The organism is Vibrio artabrorum (assembly GCF_024347295.1).
GTDB classification, from domain to species: Bacteria; Pseudomonadota; Gammaproteobacteria; order Enterobacterales; family Vibrionaceae; genus Vibrio; species Vibrio artabrorum.
The window spans coordinates 1,121,180-1,139,035 of the sequence record NZ_AP025459.1; the positions used below are offsets into that span (position 1 = coordinate 1,121,180).

Annotated in this window: 21 protein-coding genes; 3 read left to right on the top strand and 18 right to left on the bottom strand. The window is 45.1% G+C overall.

What is annotated here, in order from left to right; all coding sequences use genetic code 11:
• Positions 1 to 6: 6 nt before the first annotated feature.
• Positions 7 to 1,404, top strand: coding sequence for an MATE family efflux transporter (locus tag OCU36_RS18960; RefSeq protein ID WP_261840053.1), 1,398 nt, complete (start codon positions 7 to 9; stop codon positions 1,402 to 1,404).
• Positions 1,405 to 1,469: 65 nt separating this feature from the next.
• Here the strand turns inward: OCU36_RS18960 and OCU36_RS18965 are convergent, their stop codons facing one another.
• Together OCU36_RS18965 and OCU36_RS18970 are read right to left on the bottom strand one after the other, a co-directional pair.
• A complete protein-coding gene (locus tag OCU36_RS18965; RefSeq protein WP_261840054.1) occupies positions 1,470 to 1,901 on the bottom strand; it encodes a nitrous oxide-stimulated promoter family protein in 432 nt (143 codons plus the stop codon).
• A gap of 2 nt (positions 1,902 to 1,903) precedes the next feature.
• The gene (locus OCU36_RS18970; protein ID WP_261840055.1) at positions 1,904 to 2,419 is read right to left on the bottom strand and encodes a GNAT family N-acetyltransferase; all 516 of its coding nucleotides are present in this window, start codon (positions 2,417 to 2,419) and stop codon (positions 1,904 to 1,906) included.
• Between the two features lie 97 nt (positions 2,420 to 2,516).
• Here OCU36_RS18970 and OCU36_RS18975 point away from each other — a divergent pair, with 97 nt between their 5' ends.
• Complete coding sequence (locus tag OCU36_RS18975; protein ID WP_261840056.1) at positions 2,517 to 2,726, top strand: DUF2986 domain-containing protein; 210 nt, start codon at positions 2,517 to 2,519, stop codon at positions 2,724 to 2,726.
• A 114-nt stretch (positions 2,727 to 2,840) separates the two neighbouring features.
• Here OCU36_RS18975 and OCU36_RS18980 read toward each other — a convergent pair whose 3' ends face one another.
• From OCU36_RS18980 to OCU36_RS19020, 9 genes are all read right to left on the bottom strand, one after another.
• Positions 2,841 to 3,764, bottom strand: coding sequence for a metal ABC transporter substrate-binding protein (locus tag OCU36_RS18980; RefSeq protein ID WP_261840057.1), 924 nt, complete (start codon positions 3,762 to 3,764; stop codon positions 2,841 to 2,843).
• 2 nt (positions 3,765 to 3,766) lie between these two features.
• Positions 3,767 to 4,642 (bottom strand): metal ABC transporter permease, encoded by an 876-nt coding sequence (locus OCU36_RS18985; RefSeq protein ID WP_261840058.1) that lies wholly within the window; start codon positions 4,640 to 4,642, stop codon positions 3,767 to 3,769.
• Positions 4,642 to 5,376, bottom strand: a complete 735-nt coding sequence (locus tag OCU36_RS18990) for a metal ABC transporter ATP-binding protein (protein ID WP_261840059.1) — start codon at positions 5,374 to 5,376, stop codon at positions 4,642 to 4,644. The genes OCU36_RS18985 and OCU36_RS18990 overlap by 1 nt, the downstream gene beginning before the upstream one ends.
• Positions 5,376 to 6,311 carry a metal ABC transporter solute-binding protein, Zn/Mn family gene (locus OCU36_RS18995; protein ID WP_261840060.1) on the bottom strand — a complete coding sequence of 312 codons (936 nt, stop codon included), beginning with the start codon at positions 6,309 to 6,311 and terminating at the stop codon, positions 5,376 to 5,378. The genes OCU36_RS18990 and OCU36_RS18995 overlap by 1 nt, the downstream gene beginning before the upstream one ends.
• Before the next feature lie 45 nt (positions 6,312 to 6,356).
• Positions 6,357 to 6,950 (bottom strand): DUF6162 family protein, encoded by a 594-nt coding sequence (locus OCU36_RS19000; protein WP_261840061.1) that lies wholly within the window; start codon positions 6,948 to 6,950, stop codon positions 6,357 to 6,359.
• Positions 6,947 to 7,282: a hypothetical protein gene (locus tag OCU36_RS19005; protein ID WP_261840062.1), complete on the bottom strand. Its 336-nt coding sequence runs from the start codon at positions 7,280 to 7,282 to the stop codon at positions 6,947 to 6,949. The genes OCU36_RS19000 and OCU36_RS19005 overlap by 4 nt, the downstream gene beginning before the upstream one ends.
• A gap of 140 nt (positions 7,283 to 7,422) precedes the next feature.
• Positions 7,423 to 8,259, bottom strand: coding sequence for a DUF4198 domain-containing protein (locus tag OCU36_RS19010; RefSeq protein ID WP_261840750.1), 837 nt, complete (start codon positions 8,257 to 8,259; stop codon positions 7,423 to 7,425).
• Between the two features lie 114 nt (positions 8,260 to 8,373).
• Complete coding sequence (locus OCU36_RS19015) at positions 8,374 to 8,892, bottom strand: DUF2271 domain-containing protein (RefSeq protein WP_261840063.1); 519 nt, start codon at positions 8,890 to 8,892, stop codon at positions 8,374 to 8,376.
• A gap of 69 nt (positions 8,893 to 8,961) precedes the next feature.
• Positions 8,962 to 9,591 (bottom strand): PepSY-associated TM helix domain-containing protein, encoded by a 630-nt coding sequence (locus OCU36_RS19020; protein ID WP_261840064.1) that lies wholly within the window; start codon positions 9,589 to 9,591, stop codon positions 8,962 to 8,964.
• Between the two features lie 434 nt (positions 9,592 to 10,025).
• Between OCU36_RS19020 and OCU36_RS19025 the strand changes: the two genes are divergently transcribed.
• Positions 10,026 to 10,346, top strand: a complete 321-nt coding sequence (locus tag OCU36_RS19025) for a hypothetical protein (protein WP_261840065.1) — start codon at positions 10,026 to 10,028, stop codon at positions 10,344 to 10,346.
• A gap of 130 nt (positions 10,347 to 10,476) precedes the next feature.
• Here OCU36_RS19025 and OCU36_RS19030 read toward each other — a convergent pair whose 3' ends face one another.
• From OCU36_RS19030 to OCU36_RS19060, 7 genes are all read right to left on the bottom strand, one after another.
• Complete coding sequence (locus OCU36_RS19030) at positions 10,477 to 11,655, bottom strand: tetratricopeptide repeat protein (protein WP_261840066.1); 1,179 nt, start codon at positions 11,653 to 11,655, stop codon at positions 10,477 to 10,479.
• A complete protein-coding gene (locus OCU36_RS19035; RefSeq protein WP_261840067.1) occupies positions 11,652 to 12,272 on the bottom strand; it encodes an energy transducer TonB in 621 nt (206 codons plus the stop codon). Before OCU36_RS19035 ends, OCU36_RS19030 begins: the two co-directional genes overlap by 4 nt.
• Positions 12,273 to 12,291: 19 nt before the next feature.
• Positions 12,292 to 12,696, bottom strand: a complete 405-nt coding sequence (locus tag OCU36_RS19040) for an ExbD/TolR family protein (RefSeq protein ID WP_261840068.1) — start codon at positions 12,694 to 12,696, stop codon at positions 12,292 to 12,294.
• Positions 12,693 to 13,253, bottom strand: coding sequence for a MotA/TolQ/ExbB proton channel family protein (locus OCU36_RS19045; protein ID WP_261840069.1), 561 nt, complete (start codon positions 13,251 to 13,253; stop codon positions 12,693 to 12,695). Before OCU36_RS19045 ends, OCU36_RS19040 begins: the two co-directional genes overlap by 4 nt.
• Positions 13,253 to 14,629: a MotA/TolQ/ExbB proton channel family protein gene (locus tag OCU36_RS19050; protein ID WP_261840070.1), complete on the bottom strand. Its 1,377-nt coding sequence runs from the start codon at positions 14,627 to 14,629 to the stop codon at positions 13,253 to 13,255. The genes OCU36_RS19045 and OCU36_RS19050 overlap by 1 nt, the downstream gene beginning before the upstream one ends.
• Positions 14,629 to 15,396 (bottom strand): DUF3450 domain-containing protein, encoded by a 768-nt coding sequence (locus tag OCU36_RS19055; RefSeq protein ID WP_261840071.1) that lies wholly within the window; start codon positions 15,394 to 15,396, stop codon positions 14,629 to 14,631. The genes OCU36_RS19050 and OCU36_RS19055 overlap by 1 nt, the downstream gene beginning before the upstream one ends.
• Positions 15,397 to 15,573: 177 nt before the next feature.
• Positions 15,574 to 17,691 (bottom strand): TonB-dependent siderophore receptor, encoded by a 2,118-nt coding sequence (locus OCU36_RS19060; RefSeq protein ID WP_261840072.1) that lies wholly within the window; start codon positions 17,689 to 17,691, stop codon positions 15,574 to 15,576.
• Positions 17,692 to 17,856 lie beyond the last annotated feature (165 nt).

Sequence of the window (17,856 nt, forward strand, 5' to 3'; positions counted from 1 at the left end):
GAACCTATGACTACTAACACCAACCCTGAATTATACAACAAAAACACGGCTGAGAGCATATTACCGCGCATTCTCAAGCTCGGTTTACCTGTTGCATTACAAAGTGCGCTTGTCGCAATTCTAGCCCTTGCTGACGTACTGATGGTTAGTGACTACGGTATGGAAGCGACAGCAGCAGTGGGAATTGCATCAAAGTGGCACTTCGTAGCAATTATGATTATGGCTGGCTTAGCCTCAGCAAACGGCACACTGGTTGCGCAATATTGGGGAAAAAACGACCGTAAAAGCGCACGCACCGTATCATCCATTGCAATGGTGTTTGGTCTAAAAGTTCTGCTGCCTGTTACTGCTATCATCACTCTTGGCTCCCACTTTTTAATGATGTTGCAAACCAGCGATCAAACTGTGATAGCACTCGGCGCGACTTATCTTTGGTACGGCTTCCCTGTCCTACTTCTGACTCATATTGTTGTCGTGGTAGAAGCCAGCCTACGCTCATCGGGTGACACTGTAACACCTCTATTATTAGGGGCGGTGACCATTGCACTCAACATTGCACTTAACTTCATTCTGATTAAAGGTGCCTTTGGTATTCCTGCGATGGGTGTTGCGGGTGCAGCGCTTGCAACGACACTAGCTCGCGCAATTCAAGTTGGCTTGATGTATGGCTATATGCGTATGCGTAAACACTGGCTATTAACGACACCAAGTTCACCACATCGTCCGTCATTGTGGTTGTCTTACCGTCGTATTGCACTGCCATTAACAATGAATGCCGTATTGTGGGCAATGGGCACCATGGCGTACCAAATGATCTTCGGTCATATGGGGACAACAGAGTTGGCTGTATTCTCTATGCTCGCGCCCTTTGAATCGCTGTGTTATTCGGTATTTTTCGGTATTTCAGTGGCGTGTTCAGTACTGCTAGGTCATTCATTGGGTCGTGATGAGTTTGATGAAGCGATGAGTATGGGACTGACCTTCATTAAAGCCGTCGTTGGCTTTGGCGCGGTTGTCGGTCTTCTTCTCTTCGTCGGCAAGGAGCACGTATTGAGTTGGCTGAATTTAACAGACGAGAAGTTATACCCACTCGCAGCACCAGCAATCATGATCATGTGTTTTGCTGTGGTGATTCGCATGCTAAACATGGTGATCATTAACGGTATTATTCGTGCTGGTGGTGACAACGCGTTTTGTCTACGCATGGATTTTATTGCGATGTGGATGGTTGGCATTCCAGTATGTGTGTACGGTGCCTTTGTCGCGGGATGGGATTTCAAATACATCTATGGCCTGATGTTGGTAGAAGAAGTGGTCAAACTGGCCATATGTTCACACCGCTACCTAAGCCGACGCTGGATCAACAACCTAACAGTGACCCACGAAGAGCCGCAAACTGCATAACCCTCTAAATTGACCAATCTAGGTTTACAGTTAAGTATTAAATAGAAACAAAAAGGTTTGGTAAATCAAACCTTTTTGTTGCCTCGTTCTCTAGAGATATCACTATTTTTATCCATTCGGATATGGCGATTCGACACATTCGGCAATGGCTTATCGGGCACTTTTCGTTGCTCATGAAACAAATGCCTGAACGCTAAAATCGGATGCTTAAGTAACATTCTAGGCCCAGCATAACGCATCACTAACCGCATCTGCTGTTTCGGTTCGGGCTTATAGCAATGTATTGGACACTTGTTACAAGTCGGTTTGGTTTCACCATAAGGGCAGCGATCAAGTCGCGTTTCGGCATAGCGTAACAGTTGCTCACACTCTTCACATAACGCGCCATTCTGACGCACTGCACCGTGGTGATCTTTACAGTAGATGTGCACCATCGCAATCACGGTTTTGTACTCCGTTGCGAGTTCGCCTTGTAGAATGTTGTTATGTTGAAACATGATTAATTGCCCAGAGATAAACCGTACAGGTTGAGATTAACACTTTCACTTAATACGTCTTCGACTCGCTCAAAGACAAAACCTAATTTTGTCAGCAATGCGATACTTCGAATGTTATCTGAGGTCGTGATGGCAACTAAATGATCGATATCAGCGTGATGTTTCGCTTGTTCAATTATCGCTTGTGCCGCTTCTCGTGCAAAACCTTGACCGTACGCTTCAGGGACAAAACCATAACCAATATCATGTGACGCTAAAGTCTCTCGTTTAATTAATCCACAGATACCAATTGGGATGGAACAATCTTTGATTTCGACCATTAGTAAGCACACTCCCTTCTCTCTGTGCATCGTGAGAATGTTATTTTCGATGTATTCAACAGCCTTGTCAGTATCAGTAATGCCCTTGTCTCCAATATAACGTAGGAAATCTTGTGAGCTGTATAATCGTTGAATAAACACCGCATCTTGAGGTGTGATCATTCTTAATCGTAAACGTTCGGTCTCGACTGCCTGCATAGTGATATTTTCCTTGCTGAATACCATGTAAATATTGAGTTCTAGATCTAAAATGATTATCCTCCACCGCCTAAACTAAATACAAGGCTATGCAGCAATGAACCGTAAGAAAAAAATCAACCAAATTCTAAAGAAGAAGCAGAAACAAGCGAATTCGAAACTGCATGGTAGCAACAAGCCTCGCTACATTTCTAAAGCTGACCGTGCAAAAATGGAAGCTGAAGAACAGGCTAAAGCCGCTCAAGAGCAAGCTGAAGGCACAGTTGAAGCGACTGTTGAAGTCGAAGAGACAAAAGCTGCAGAGTAAGTTATAAACTCGCAGCTCTCTTGTCTGATACTCTCCAAGAGCCAACAGACAAGAACAAAAAAGCAGCCTCTAATTGGGCTGCTTTTTTGATCCTACCATTTTTAATCGCGCTGATTAGCCTTTAAAAGGCCGAACTTCCCAGCGTGTAAATGGCGCTTTTGCATGAATCCCCGCGCTTCCCCAACGATCTACCGGATCAACAACAAGCATTCGTTCAATCGGTACCAGTGACTGAAGCAAAGTCGTGGGCTTTTTCGTGGTCACTAACCACAGTGCATCATCTTCTGAAAACATCGCTTTGAGTTTGGCTTTGTCTTGCTCTGTCCATTCAAGTTCAGCTTTGAACATACGCTCTACAACGAACAGTTGGCTACCTGAAGCAAAATCTTCCAAGCTTTCTGAAAGCAACAATACTGAATCAACGTCATTATCCAGCAATACCGCTTGTTGCTTGTTTATCAGTTCACGCACATCAAGCATGACACGTTGTAGGTTGCCATCAATGGCATCAGCCTGCGCCGGCCACAATAACTTAAAGTCGTCAGCTACGATCGCCGCCATGCGCGTTAAGTTGGTTGGGTTTAACCACGCATACTTAGACACATCACCACTCGATAACGTCAGTGCTGCGACACCTTGAGCACGCGGTGTGATCGCTTGAGCGGCATCCACTTCCACTAAACGGATGTTACCCTGCCTTGCGTATATGAAAGTAGGGTCCGCCGGCCAGATGGACGACAGCGTTAATACAACCGTTGCCCTTTTACCGGATTGTAAGACTTTGCTTGCGCCCTTACTACCAAACCAGTTTGGCAGACGATCAATACCATAGCGCTTTGGCGGTAGATATTCGGTGGTAATGTCAGTGCCTTTGGTTAGCTCTGTCGCCAAAGCATAAGTCACCGGTGTACTGGTGAGGATATCCTCAGCATTAGCATTGATAGACACCATTGAGCCAGCCCAAAATAGGCAGCTTAGTGCGCCCGCTTGAGTCGTTGCCTTCACTGAGCTTGAGATACGATTCATTAAAGGGGTCATGATTATGCCTTTCTCATAATTCGATAGAGTGTTGCTGCTAAGAAAAATGTCGCAGAAACGATGATGATTGAAGCGCCTGATGGTACGGGCAGTTTTAGCTCCATAGGTAAAACCGTTCCGACTACACACGCGATAGTTGCCAACAAGGCAGACAGCAGCACAAAACTACCCATACGTTTAGTCAGCAAGCGAGCGGTAGCACCTGGAATCAGCAATAACGCGCCAACCAGAACGGCACCGACAATCTTCACCGCGGCAATCGTCACTAAGGTGATCATCATGACAAACAAGTAGTCGTAAAAACTGGTGTTATAACCACGAACCTTGGCAATATCTGGGCTGATACAAGTCAAAAGAATACGATTGAACGTCGGAATTAAGAGCAAAATGATGATCGCGCAACTGCCTGCAAGAATCGCTAAGTCTTGGTCTGTTACCGTCAAAATAGAGCCAAACAATACGTTCTCAAGCATGTGAATATTGATTTTGCGTGCAACGTACATCAGTAACGCCGCGCCCACCGCTAACGCTAGTGCAAGGAAAACGCCGACTAAGGTATCGTATGGCACATTGGTTCTGTTTCTTACAAAATGAAGAAGCAGCGCGAAGATCATACAGAAACTAAACAGTCCAATAATTGGGTTTTCCGGTGGCTCGCCAAGCAACACTCCAATAGCGATACCGGTTAATGCCGCGTGACCGACCGCTTCCGAGAAGAAAGCCAGACGTTTTGCTATCACTAAAGTGCCAAGACCACCTAATAACGGGCCAAGTAATAGTGCCGCCACCAAGGCATTGACCATGAACGCATACATGAAGCTGTCTGATAACCAACCCGCTTCAACACCACTTATGGCAAGGTGTCGTAACCAATCCATTACGCAACCTCCTTTGGTTTGTTCATCGCAGCGCCACTGCTGTAATGCTGGAATAAGCTTTCAATTTTACTTGGGTGCAGTACTTGTTCATGTGGACCACTATCCACCAAGAATCGATTCACAACATGTACATTGGCTTCAAGGCGACGTACTGCGGTGACATCGTGGTGAACCGCAAGGATCGTGCGACCCTCGTCAACACATTCACGAATCAGCGATTCAAGGTAACGAACGCCCTGCTCATCCATGCCGGTCGTTGGTTCGTCCAACACTAATAAGCTTGGGTTATCCAACAACGCTTGAGCAAACAACACGCGTTGCTGCTCACCGCCCGACAACTGTCCCATGCGGCGATCGCTACGTGTCGCCATACCCACTCGATCCAACTGCGCTAATGCCAGATCCAACTGCTTGGACTTACCACGCCAAAATAGAGGAATTCGAGTTTGGTTAAGCAACACGAAATCCATGACTGTAAGAGGTAAGCTCGATTCAAAGGTCGCTTTTTGAGGAACGTAACCAATACTTGGCTTTTCTGGCCAATGAATATTGATTTGCCCAGAGAAAGGCGTCAAACCAAGAACCGAGCGCAGCAAAGAGGTTTTACCACCGCCGTTTGGTCCCATGATCACATGGCACTCACCCGCTTTAAGTTCAAGTGAAATATCGTCAAGAATGACGTTGTTGTCGTACTGCAGACCAAGTTGATTGATTGAAATCGATGGACCTAACATTATGCGTTCCCGCTTTTAGCTTGGTTCGCAGCCGCAAATTTCATGGCTTCGATCAGCGTTTCTAGGTTCTTCTTCATCTCAACTTCAACTTTATCGTCTTGATATTCGCCGTGCGTCATGTGAGAAAAACGGTAAAGCTGCACGCCCGTTTCCGCTTCAATGGTGTCAACAAAACGGTTTGGCATGTTTAACTCATAGAACAACACATCAATGCCCGATGCGCGGATCTTTTCGATCGTCTCTTGCAGCTGGCTCGCACTTGGTTCAACACCGTGTGCAGGCTCAATCACCGCTGCCACATCCACACCAAACTCTTGCAAGATATAGCCATAAGCATTATGCGTGGTCGCCACCTTCATACCTGAAGTATCGAGTTCACCTAGTGACAACATCGCATCGCGCTTCATAAAGCGAAATTGCTTAGCGTATTGACGCGCATTGTTACGATAAAAAACCGCGTTGTCTGGGTCGAGCTTAGAGACTTCACTCGCGATGGTGTAAACCTTTTGGATGGTTGTCGAAAGTCCAACAAACGTGTGCGGATTCACCGCGCCTTGACCCACTGACTGGCCTAATGCCGGCAGTAAAGGCACTTCTTTGTTCGCTTCGATCACCACTAAGTCATCACGTTGCGCGGCTAAGATTACTTTTAGTGCGAAGTCGTCATGACCAATACCGTTTACCACGATGGCGTCCATCTGGCTCAATCGCTTTAAGTCGTTCGGTTGTGGCAAGTAATTATGCGGATTAAAGCCAGCATCAACCAAAGGAAGGATGTTCACTTTGTCACCCACGACGGCTTTTACGTAGCTGTAGTAAGGCTGAAGGGTTATGCCAATCGTCAGCTTATCGCTGTCGACCTTGTATTCTTTTGCCAATGCATTGGGTGTCATTAACACCGCTAATAACGACATCAATAGAGTCATAATTCGCATAGTAAATCTCTTATAATTTGTGAGCATTTTTGTAAGCCGGAGTACTTAATGAGAAGCAGCATCATGCTGTTCAACTTGTGATTCATTGACGACCATTTTCCAACCTGCTGACTCCAGTGTGTTCTCATCAAAATGAGTCGGTTGACTTGCTACGCCTCCTAGGTAAATCCAGATTTCAGGAGAAACACTGTTGGCGTTCAAAATAAAGGAATCCGCGAAGCCATGATCGGTTGGCGTAGCTTGTTCACTTAGTGCCGCATGTTCACTTGCTAACGCGACGTAGTAACCACGCTCGTCCAATAACCAAGTATGAGAACCTTTGCGCTTCCAACTCTGGTCTTCAACAAATGGCGCGACCCATTCATCTTTAAGTGACGCAACACTTGGCCATTCGCCGTCAGAGTCCATGCGCTGGTCACGAATCTCTTCATGAGCCAAACGCAGCTCGGATAACATCGCCAAGTTTTTCTGCTCAACATCGGTCACTAAGATTTGATGATCGAGTACCGCTTCGATATGCGATTCTGCTTGGTGAAATGGGATAGCAACCACAGCAAAGCTCAGAATGAACACCATGATCAGCCCTACCCATTTGCCTTCTCTGCCGCCCGTATCAGCACGCACACCTTGAATCATCATTTCTCACTGATCTCGATAACGTCGACTTCAACAGGAAACTCATGGCCAGAATCAAACACAAGGTAGAACTCAGTATCAGGGTTGGAAAATTCAACAATAGAGCGCTTGTCCGTCAACTCTTTTGCAATTAAGTTGTCTTCGTAGTCGTACATCTCGACTGTATAATCAATCGCTTTACTGCCGTCTGAGTAGCCCGCTTCACAGGCCACCATTTGGCCTTCAAACCAACAACTCATAAGGGGAAAGTGTGCTTGCGCAGGTAATGCAGCGAAACCAAGTCCCAGAGCCATGCATGGGGCGACTACCGCGTTTAGTTTTGTTTTTATTGTCATGATTTGTACCCTAGACACAATGCAATTTCTCAGTACGAGACTGAGTGATACAGGGCTCAAATGAGCCCCTGTTTTTGAACTCATAATGGTGATAAACCGTTGTTGGTCTCAACATCGAGGAACCTCCTCGATAAAGCCAATTATTGAAGCAGTGCTTCGAAGGTTAAGTGGACGTTGGCACTGGCTTTGTCTGCCAGTGGGTTATTGATCAACTCACCTTTGTAGTTTGCTTTCATGACATAACGACCCGCCACATCCGGTGTGAACGTGATTTCGCCATTCTCATCACTCACAACATCAATCTGCTCTTGGTGGTTGCGGTAAAGCGTGCCTTCACGGGTGATCTCCGCGGTCACGTCTTTCTGAACTTCACCGTTATAGAAGAATTGGAATGTTACAGGTTCGCCTTCAATGATGTCTGAAGGGTGTGTTACTGGTTTCATTTCAAGAAGCTTACCCTCAATCTTAAAGACTGAATCTGATGGCTTACCGACTGTGATGTAACTTTCAGCGCGTGTGAAACTGAGCTGCGTTACCATGTCACGTGATTCTTTAGGAAGGACGGAATCGCGGTCTGCCTTGTTCGCTTTGATCCTTTTCACGGTATCACGACGGCCCGCTTTGTAATGCGTATAGTAAGAAGGTTCATTATTAATCGCGACTTTATGCGTACCTTCTTCTTCAAAGTAGAAATCGAAAATTGAACGACGTTTACCGCGAACGACAAAGTTTGGACGCTCGCTTCGGCCATCGGGCATGATGACCTGCGTATTTTCACTGCCTGCGGGCTTATCGAAAACGAATGTGCCGTGAGACGCAGTCACGTCAAACGTCAGCCAATCCCCCCCCTCTTTCGATACCGTGAAGTGAGACGGTAATACCCAACGGGGGTGTGCTTGGGCTGTAGTCGTTGCCGCTAAACCGAACGCCACAACACCCGCTAAAGCCAGTACTTTCATTTTTGTCTGTTTCATTATGTTCAATTCCGTTATTGATATTTTTTAACCATGTCACCCAATGAGGTCTAACGATGACAAACGCCGATCCTTTTCTCACTGGTGAGTCATCGCAGGTATTAACCGGCGCATCGGCTATTTAACGAGGTAATTCAAGGTGATTTCACCCGTCTCTTTGGTTGCCTTTAACTGATAAAACGCATTTGCATCCGTAAGTGATACTTTTTGACGCAAGTAGTTACGGCCACCGTGTTCACGAACCACTTCGATGTGAACGGTATATTCACCTTGGTCTAGGGGCTGGCCGTCATCGCTCTTACCATCCCAAACGAAACGGTACTTGCCAGCTGGGCGCGTTGCCGATGTCACAGCATCAACGAGTTCACGATCGTAGCGTCCAACTTTTCTCCACCAGCTACGTAAATCTTTAAGCCATTCGTCTTTACCAACCCAAAGCTCAATGGTTTTTACTGACTTTCGCTCACTGTTTTCTACCCACACCGCCACATAAGGGCGTGCATACATTGAGGTATCTATCTTTGGCAGCTCAAAACTGACATCCATTTTTGCCGAATCAGGAATCGCTTGTGCCATACCTAGGCTTGGTAAAAGAGACAACGCAAGAAGTGCCTTGCTCCAGTTGATTTTTTTCATGTTTAACAACCTTTTAATCCGTTTAACCTTTGACTTTTCTTGATACTGATTGATCAAGCGAGTGAAGAGTTAAGGCACAGCAACAAAATAAACAGCAAGTGAGATTACAGAGCCAACGACCGTCCATTTAATGGAGGTATTGAGCGTTTTTTTCTTAGGGAGTAGCAAGCACACACCGGTGAGAACAAAAAAGATCATCAGCAGCGCAGTGATATCGATGAACCACTTCCAAACTTCGCCGCTGTTACGCCCTTTATGTAGGTCGTTCAACAGAGCAATCACGCCGTAATTCGTGGTTTCGACTTCCACCGTTTCAGACGTCAGATCAACAAACACCGAACCGTTGTAGCCTGGCCCTTTGAAGTCCATTGACACTTCACCGACAAGCAATGCTCCATCTTCAATTTCGGTGTAGATGTCTAAACCAGAAGCAACACCAGATAAATCAGCCTCTTCAAAAAGAAATGCTTCAAAGGCGTTATCATCGACTTTTAATCGTCCGTCTTCGATCGTGAACAAACTGGCGGGGAGTGTTAGCGTAGAGCGTTGTATATTGGGTTGGCTTGACTCAAATAACTCAGGTCGATTTAGGGTGATACCCGTTACCGAGAAGAAAAGAACAACAAACAGAAGCGCCATTGAAATATAAACATGAAGTCGACGAGCCCAAGATTGGATCGCCCTACTTTTTAACGACATACAAACTAATACCTATAAATTTCATGGCGACAATCTAGTTGATAATCATTCGTATTGACATTTAATTTACATTGTTTACGTTCGCAGATTGTTTACATTTGCAAATGACGTAAGGAAATTTACGCAACATTACATGGGAAGTCATCGAACTGTTTGCCTATTCTTGCTAACTTGTACTAGAGAGAATGGTTCACTCGTCATCATTCTCATTAATAACAGGGGGCAAACCTTAAAAATCTCAGTATCAACATACTTGATTGAGGTTGGTGTAAGGTAGCAACTGTGACTTTAAGGTGTGAAAGTTGAGACTATTTGAGCTTTCCAACACTTTGACAACCATGTAAACGCGGTGGACTCTTTGGTTGATGTAGTTTGTTAAAAACTGAGCGAATAACCGATTTATGAGCGCTAATTTAGCCTAAAGGGATTTTGAAATGCGTATTATTGTTTTGGCTTTTATGACGCTTATAACAGCGTGCAGTAGCCTAATACCCGGCACAGAAGAGCGTCTCCAACAATACATAGGGGCAAACATCAGCGATGTACAGGCGTTGTATCTCAGTGAACGCTCGCGCCCCATCAGTTTTTGGGCGTCTCGACACTATGCTTGGGTTGAAATGAAGACGTTATGGGAGGATGGCAACACTTTACACACCTTTAAAAATCCTTATCGCGACTGCTCCATTAACTGGATAACGGACAACAGTGGTGTTATTCAAAGTGCTACGTCTAGTGGCACGATGTGTGAGCCTTAAATCCATAAATCCATACAATATAGCGAGATGAGCTTAAGTCACCAACATTAACGATGGGTGTCATTGGAGCGAGCAAATGGCACCCATCGTTAATGTTATGCTTGTTGTGTTCGGTTTTCACTATCAGGAATTAGACATTTCCTTTATCACTGACTTTTCTAAGCTGAGTCAGGTATTTAATCCAACCTTGTGCTTCAGATGACGGTTCAATGTTATTTGCACGCTTGGCTTGCGCGAGCGCGTTATCAAGCTTCTTAAGCTTGTACCATGAACGTACTTTCGCTAATGCCACGTCAGCTTGTTTGTTTTTGTCTTTCACTTTGTCTAACACAACCAATGCTCGATCGTAGTAACCTTGCTGAACCAGTAGTTGAGCTACATTCCAATGATACTGAGCATCTTTTTGAGACGCCAACGTCCACACTTTAATGGCATTGTCCCACTCTTTCGCTAATTGCCAATACGTGGCTTGCTCTGCGAGAAGTTGAACGTCGCTGTTCTCATCATCTAACTTAGCTATTTCTTGTGCGGCTCGCTCTGGAATACCACGTTTGGCATACAATTGAGCCAGTAGCCGTCGATCTGATTTTTTAAGCTCAACGCCTTGGAGATCAGCCAGTGCTAAGGTATTCAATGCATCTCGGTAACGATCCAGTCTTAACTGAATACCGACCAGTTGACGCCACCAATTATCTTTCTCTGGTTGAAGTTCAATGAGGCTTTCCAATGTAGGAATCGACGGTTTCCACTGCTTTAACTGAAGCTGTGCACCGAGTTTTAACGATAGAGGTGATAACTCAGGTTTTGAATTGAACTTATCATGATTACCGATGGCCACGAGTACTTTCGACCAGTTCTTCATTTGGTATTCAGCTTGTGCAATTCGCATCCAAAGCGTGTCTTTCTTTTCCTTTTCTGGTGCTGTTTTCACTAACTCGTAATAGTACCGAAGCGCCTTTTTGCACTGCTGATCGTTCAACAACAAATCAGCCAGCATGCGCTTCGTGACCCAAGCTTGCTCATCAACGAGCAAATGCGTATCGACGGCATAAGTGAGCTGCTTAATCGCCGCATCAGTTTTACCATCTTGCCAATAAAATACACCAAGCATACGTGCTACATAGGCTTTATCGTAACCTTTAGAGAGATCTAAATCCGCCAGTACATCAATGGCCTGCTTAACCTGTTCATCTTGAGCCAGTTGATAGGCCTTTTGAACACGAATAGCCGTATATTGAGATAACGCTTGGGCTTGTGTTGTTAGAGGCATTAATAACACGCCCACTAATATCCATATCTGTTTCATCATTTTGCCAACTTAAACTCGAGTTTCACGGTTTGACCAACTTGAGCTATCGCTTTTCCATCAACAACTTTCGGTTGATATTTCCATTTTTTAAGTGCTCTCACGGCTTCACGTTCAAACATTCGACGTGGATTTGCATCCGTGACTTGAATGTTGACAGGTCGTCCCGTTTCATCGATGGTAAAAGACATCATGACATAGCCTTCAGCACCACGTTTTAACGCTTTTGCTGGATAACGCGGTTCGACTCGATACAAAGGCATTGCCTGTTGGTTTGACCCAAAATCAGAAAAGGTTGGCGCGTTAATCGCTAAACCATCAATTGATGTATCCAAATTCAATGAAGGCAGTGACGACATTGAGTTGAGTGGCGTCACTTCCGCTTGTGATTGAGACGCTTGTGCTTTCGGTGGCGGCTCTGGCATTTCTGGTTTTTCAGGAACGACACGTTGTCTTCTTTGAACTTGTTGTTCTTGTTCCACCATCACCATATTGAAACTTAACGTCTCACGGTTGTCTGCTGAACGTTGATGACCATTATCGACCATCCAAGCCATAAAAGAAAAAAGAGCTAGACCCAATGCGCCCGCCAGAGGTAGAGCAAGAAATAGGCGAATCATTGTTCAAGATCCTCCCAGATCATCGCTTATCAGCCGCAAGCGCAATATTTTTAACACCCGCACTTTTGGCGGCGTCCATCACTTTAACAACCGTACCGTTATATGCGTGTTCGTCCGCCTGAATAACCAAAGAAGCATCGGGTTGTTCTAATAACAAATGTTCTAATGTCGCTTGAACACGTTCAACATCAACAACACGTTTATCTATATAAATGTCGTTTGCAGAAGTAATCGCAACAAAGATGCCCGCATCCTTTTGGCTGACGACGTTAGACGCTTGTGGGCGATTGACTTCAACCCCTGATTCACGAACAAATGAACTGGTCACGATAAAGAAGATAAGCATGATAAATACAATATCAAGCATCGAAGTAAGGTCTATTTGAGCCTCTTCGTTTTTAGAATGACGTCGACCGAGTCTCATCGTTGACTCCTTAAAGATTTTTCTAATTTCAATTCTAAGTGGTGACACACTTTTGCTAAACGCGCGTGAACAAACATGCCTGCCAAAGCAGCAACCATACCCGCCATGGTTGGTAGCGTTGCCAACGAGATACCTGAAGCCATCAATTTAGGGTCACTGCTTCCTTGAGTCGCCATCACATCAAAAACAGAGATCATACCGGTGACGGTACCTAACAACCCCAACATCGGGCAAATAGAGACTAATAGCTTAATAAAATTCAAGTTCTGGTTAAGTAAGATACTCGCTTGCCCCAACCAACCTTCACGAATGGCTTTAGCATACCAAGAAGAGTGCTCTTCTCGTTCATGCCACTGAGTAATCCAAACCTGACGTTGCTTTGGAAAGTAGAACGCAAGATAAAGTATACGTTCTACCACAAGCACCCAAAATACTAGGACAACTGCGGCTAACCACCACAGGACGAAACCGCCCTGCTCCATAAAGCTTGACAAAGACAGCAGCCAGTCACTCGTTAACCAACTTGCTGGTAATAGAGAAGCCGACAAAATATCCATTACGCCACAGTCCCAACAGGTGAGCCAACAGGGTTCGATTCAGCTCTCTTTTCTGCCTGATCAGCAACAAGACCGATACCTTGTTTCTCAAGAATATTACGAATGTTCTCAGCCTGAGTGCTAAGAATGTTGTGGGCGAATAGAAGAGGCATTGCTGCAACAAGACCAAGTACGGTGGTTACCAGCGCCATCGAAATACCTCCCGCCATCACTTTAGGGTCGCCATTGCCAAACTGGGTGATCACTTGGAATGTTTCGATCATGCCGGTTACTGTACCTAACAAACCAAGCATTGGTGCTAGTGCTGCCAATAGCTTAAGCATCGATAAACCTTTCTCTAAGTGAGTCTGCTCATCGACTACCGCTTCTAAAAGACGCAGCTCTAGCGCTTCAACCGTTCGGTTTTGCTCTTTGTTGTAAACCGCAAGAACCCGACCTAGAGGGTTGTCACCCGCTTGATCTGGAGCCTTGAGTTGTGCGCGAATTTTCTGGCGAGCGATAGCCAAAGAAATACCGCGAACCAATGCGATGATTAAGCCAATAACCAAGAATCCGATGATCACTTTACCAACCACGCCACCCGCTTGAAGGCGATCGGTTAGGCTAGGTTCCAAAGCCAATTGTTCTAGCATGCGCCCACGAGAAGGATCGACAACCACATTCGATACTTCGCCATTTGCTAATGCAGAAAGCGACGCCAATGTTGGGCCATTCGACGGCTGTTTTAAATACGCTATCGCATCTTGACGCTGAGTGTTCCAGTTTACGTAGCCTTGATCGGTCACTAGGCCAATGGAGCCTAGACGGTAAGCGTCGACAGTTTGTGTGTTGCCTTCACCGTTGATGAACGCTATTTGGGTTTTACTCAGCTCTGTGCTCGCTTTAATCTGCTCAACCATGCTCATCCACAAACCTGTCAGCTGTGGCATTGAAGGCAGTGATTTAGCATCCATGATTTGGGTAACGGTTGCCGTGTGTTCAGCACGATCCACACTGTTTACTGTTGTACTCAGCTCGGCACCGAGTTCTTTGGCATTTTGACGCACGACACCGAACAACTCGCCTAAGCTACCGGTCTCTAAACGCAACTTCTCTTCCAAGCGAGCGAGCTTGTTTTCGTTGTCACTGAATGTCTGAGTCAGCACATCGGTCGCATTTTGAATAGAAGTGCGCTTCGCTTCAAGTTGAGCTTTAAGCGCTTTGAGTTCTTGTTCTCTCTTTTTGAAATCAGCTTCACGTACTAAATTGTGAGAAGCTTGAGCACGGCTCTCCATTTTTGCTTTATTCACTAGTTGAGCCGTCGTGTCTGATGCAGAAAAAGCAGAAAATGAAATAGAGGCCATACAAATCAGCGCGGCGAATGGTTTTAAGTTCATTACTTAACCTCCGCAACGGTTAAAGAAACAGGTAACGTTATCAAGCTTGGTGCCGCTTGTTGGTTCGCAATATCGTAAGCTTTATCTAATTCAGATTTTATGGATGAATCGAGCGCTTGCCACTGATTTTGTGTTTGATTCCAAGCCCAATATTGACTGCCCTTTAGGTTGCGAGCCACTAAAGAGATACGACCTAAGTGGAGTACATCAGCTTCAATCGTTCTGTCGCTGCTCAGTGCTACACGACCTTGATACGCACCCAGCTTGATTCCGTAATCCATCTCTATTTGGTAAGCTTCTAGAATACGACGGTATTTTTCTGCATCACTCACATCAGCGCGAGTCATCATTGCTTGCAGCTTTTCAACTCTTTCTAAACGCTGTTGTTTCTTGATTGGCACATCTTGTTCAACCAACTGTTGCAGACCATCAATCATTTTATACATCAAAGGCACAATACCTTGACGTGTGTACTTAATTTCAGCGATCTGATCTTCAATGCTCTTCGCTTCTTGATTCTGGCTCCCAACCAAGGCAACCAAGTGGTCGTGATAGATATCTAGGTTTTTTACTTCTTCTTGCAGACGCTCAATCTCAGCTTGTAGCATTAACGTTGCTTGTGAGCTTTGATCAATAACTTTTTGGCTCGACGCCGATGTGTTATTGGTCTTGTTTTGAATGGATTGAGCTTGATCTAAGCTGTTTGCCATCAAAGGCGTTGCAACCAAGGTAATCGCGAGCGCTAAGCTAGTTTTAAAAAGAGTCATAATTATCGTTATTTACTATAGAAGAAGGTCAAATGAATTTTATTGATAAACAGTCTCATCATCATTAAAAGTCACTCACATTACTAGAGATATTTTGCGAAATAGCAGAATCACGAAAGGGGAAATCCGCTGTTTTCCCCTGCGTATTTATGCTAGCAATAATACTCGATTATCAAATTAGTATTTTACTTGTAAAGTCGCCATGTAGTTGCGACCCTCGCCAACCACGACACCGCTTGTGCTGCCCCCTTCAAGATAATCAGTATCAAACAGGTTTTCTACATTGAAACGAGCAACAAAAGCGAGGTTTTCGTCGTACTTCATTGTATGTGCGATCCCCATATCGACACGCGTGTAGGCGTCCTTTTTGAAGGTGTTTGCATCTTCAGTGTAACGCTCACCAACATGATAAACACCTAAGTTGACATCAGTACCGTTATTAAACGAATAAGTAGACCAAATACTGGCGGTAAACTCTGGGACATCTGCTGGCGTTTTGCCTGCCAGTGCTGGGTCATTCTGGTATTCCGCCTCCAAAAGCATGGTTGATGCACTCAGAGAAAAGGCATCGGTCATGTAGCCAGTAGCCGACAACTCGACACCAGTATGAACTTGCTCGCCCACTTGGGTTGTGCGTGTCTCTTTACCGTTATTGCTTGCGGGGTCAAGGTCTTCAGTCACTTGCATGTTCGACTGAGTGATCTGGAACAATGCGCCCGATACCAACAGGCGCTCATCAAACAGTTCCCACTTAGAGCCTAGCTCGTAAAGTGTACCTTTTTTTGCCTCTTGAGATTGTCCAAAATTCACATCATCTTGATCTGTAATTTCACCAACAGGCTCGAAACTTTCAGAGTAAACCGCGTAAATAGAACCGTTTGGAGCTGGTGAATAGATTAGGCCGGCTTTGGGAAGGATGTTGTTGTAACTCTCCTCTACACCTTTACTGCTCTTCGTTTTATCGTGAGCAAAACGCACGCCCGCGAGCACTTGCCATTGGTCATTCAATGTCACTAAATCTTGAACGTAAAGACCGTAGTGCTGGCTTTCTGAGTGATCAACTTTGCTATCATTCTTGTAGCTAACGTTAGAAGGCATATCAAAACCGTTACCACATGCTGCGACGGCTTCTGCTTCTGTTGCGTTAACACAGGTGTAGCCAGAGTCATATAAACGTGCATAGTCGTAATGTAAGCCATTCACACCAACAAGCAGACGATGGTTAACACCTAGCGCATCAAAGTCACCCGTAAAGTCTACGTAAGCGGTATCAAACGTCCATTCATCATGACGGTCTGACACCTTGTAGCCGTAGCCACCGTTCTTATCGTCATATACCGTGTTGTTCGATTCTGTACGTTGACGTTCATAGAACTGGCGGTTCATGCCTGTTTTCATAGACCAAGCTTCGCTTAGATGGGCCGTTACCGATACTCCGTAATTGGCAACGTCATTGTCTGTTTGAGCAAAACACTGATCGTTCACAGTGTTAGGCTCAATCACTTTACCCGTCGATGTGTCGATTTTAGAACCATTGTCTAAATCGCCCTCTTCTATCGTACGATCATAATGAACCGACAACATGATATCTTCGTTGATATCGTAATCAACAAACAAACCACCCACAAAACGATCGGTTTCGACATCCGTACCATCAAAACGTGTACGGTAAGAATCTTGGTTTTCTTGTGAAACAATAAGACGAGCACGTAAAGTTTGCTCATCATTCAATGAGCCACTAACATCCGTTGTCGTGCGAGTGTAGTGATCAGAACCCATATCCTGACTAACATTAATTTGTGTTTCATACGTAGGCTTCTTAGACACCATGTTGACAAGGCCACCCGGCGCTGACTTACCGTAAAGGAGACCCGCAGGGCCTTTTAATACTTCTACGCGCTCTAAAAGTTCGACAGGCTGGCGATAGTGAGACCAGTGTTGAACACCATCACGCAAATAACCAGAGCTACTGTCGAGATCAAAACCACGAAGTGTAAAGCGTTCACGGTTTGTTGACTTAGAGCCCGCACCAACAGAAGCGTCATTTTTAAGAACTTTCCCTAATGTGCTAGCACGCTGCTCATCAATAATTTGTTCATCAATGACTGAGATTTGTCCCGGAGTCTCTAATTGAGTTGCCTCCATGCGCATGGCTGTTGTGTTCGTGTCAGCTTTGTAACCGTAGTCACGACCTTCAACGACCATATGCTCGTCTGTTTTTACTGTTTCTGCCAATACCGCTGGTGACGCTAATACTGCACCAATCACTAAAGCTAATGGGCTCTTTGAAAACATGTCCTTTTCTCCGCTTTTATTCTTTTAGACGAACACTTTCTATTTAGTCGATGTGCTCGTTAAACCGTTTCCGGTACCACTGAATCATTCTCGAGAGGGAATATAAGTGATAACCATTACCATTTGCATTGAATTTACATTCTTTGCATTCAGAGGAGAGATGCC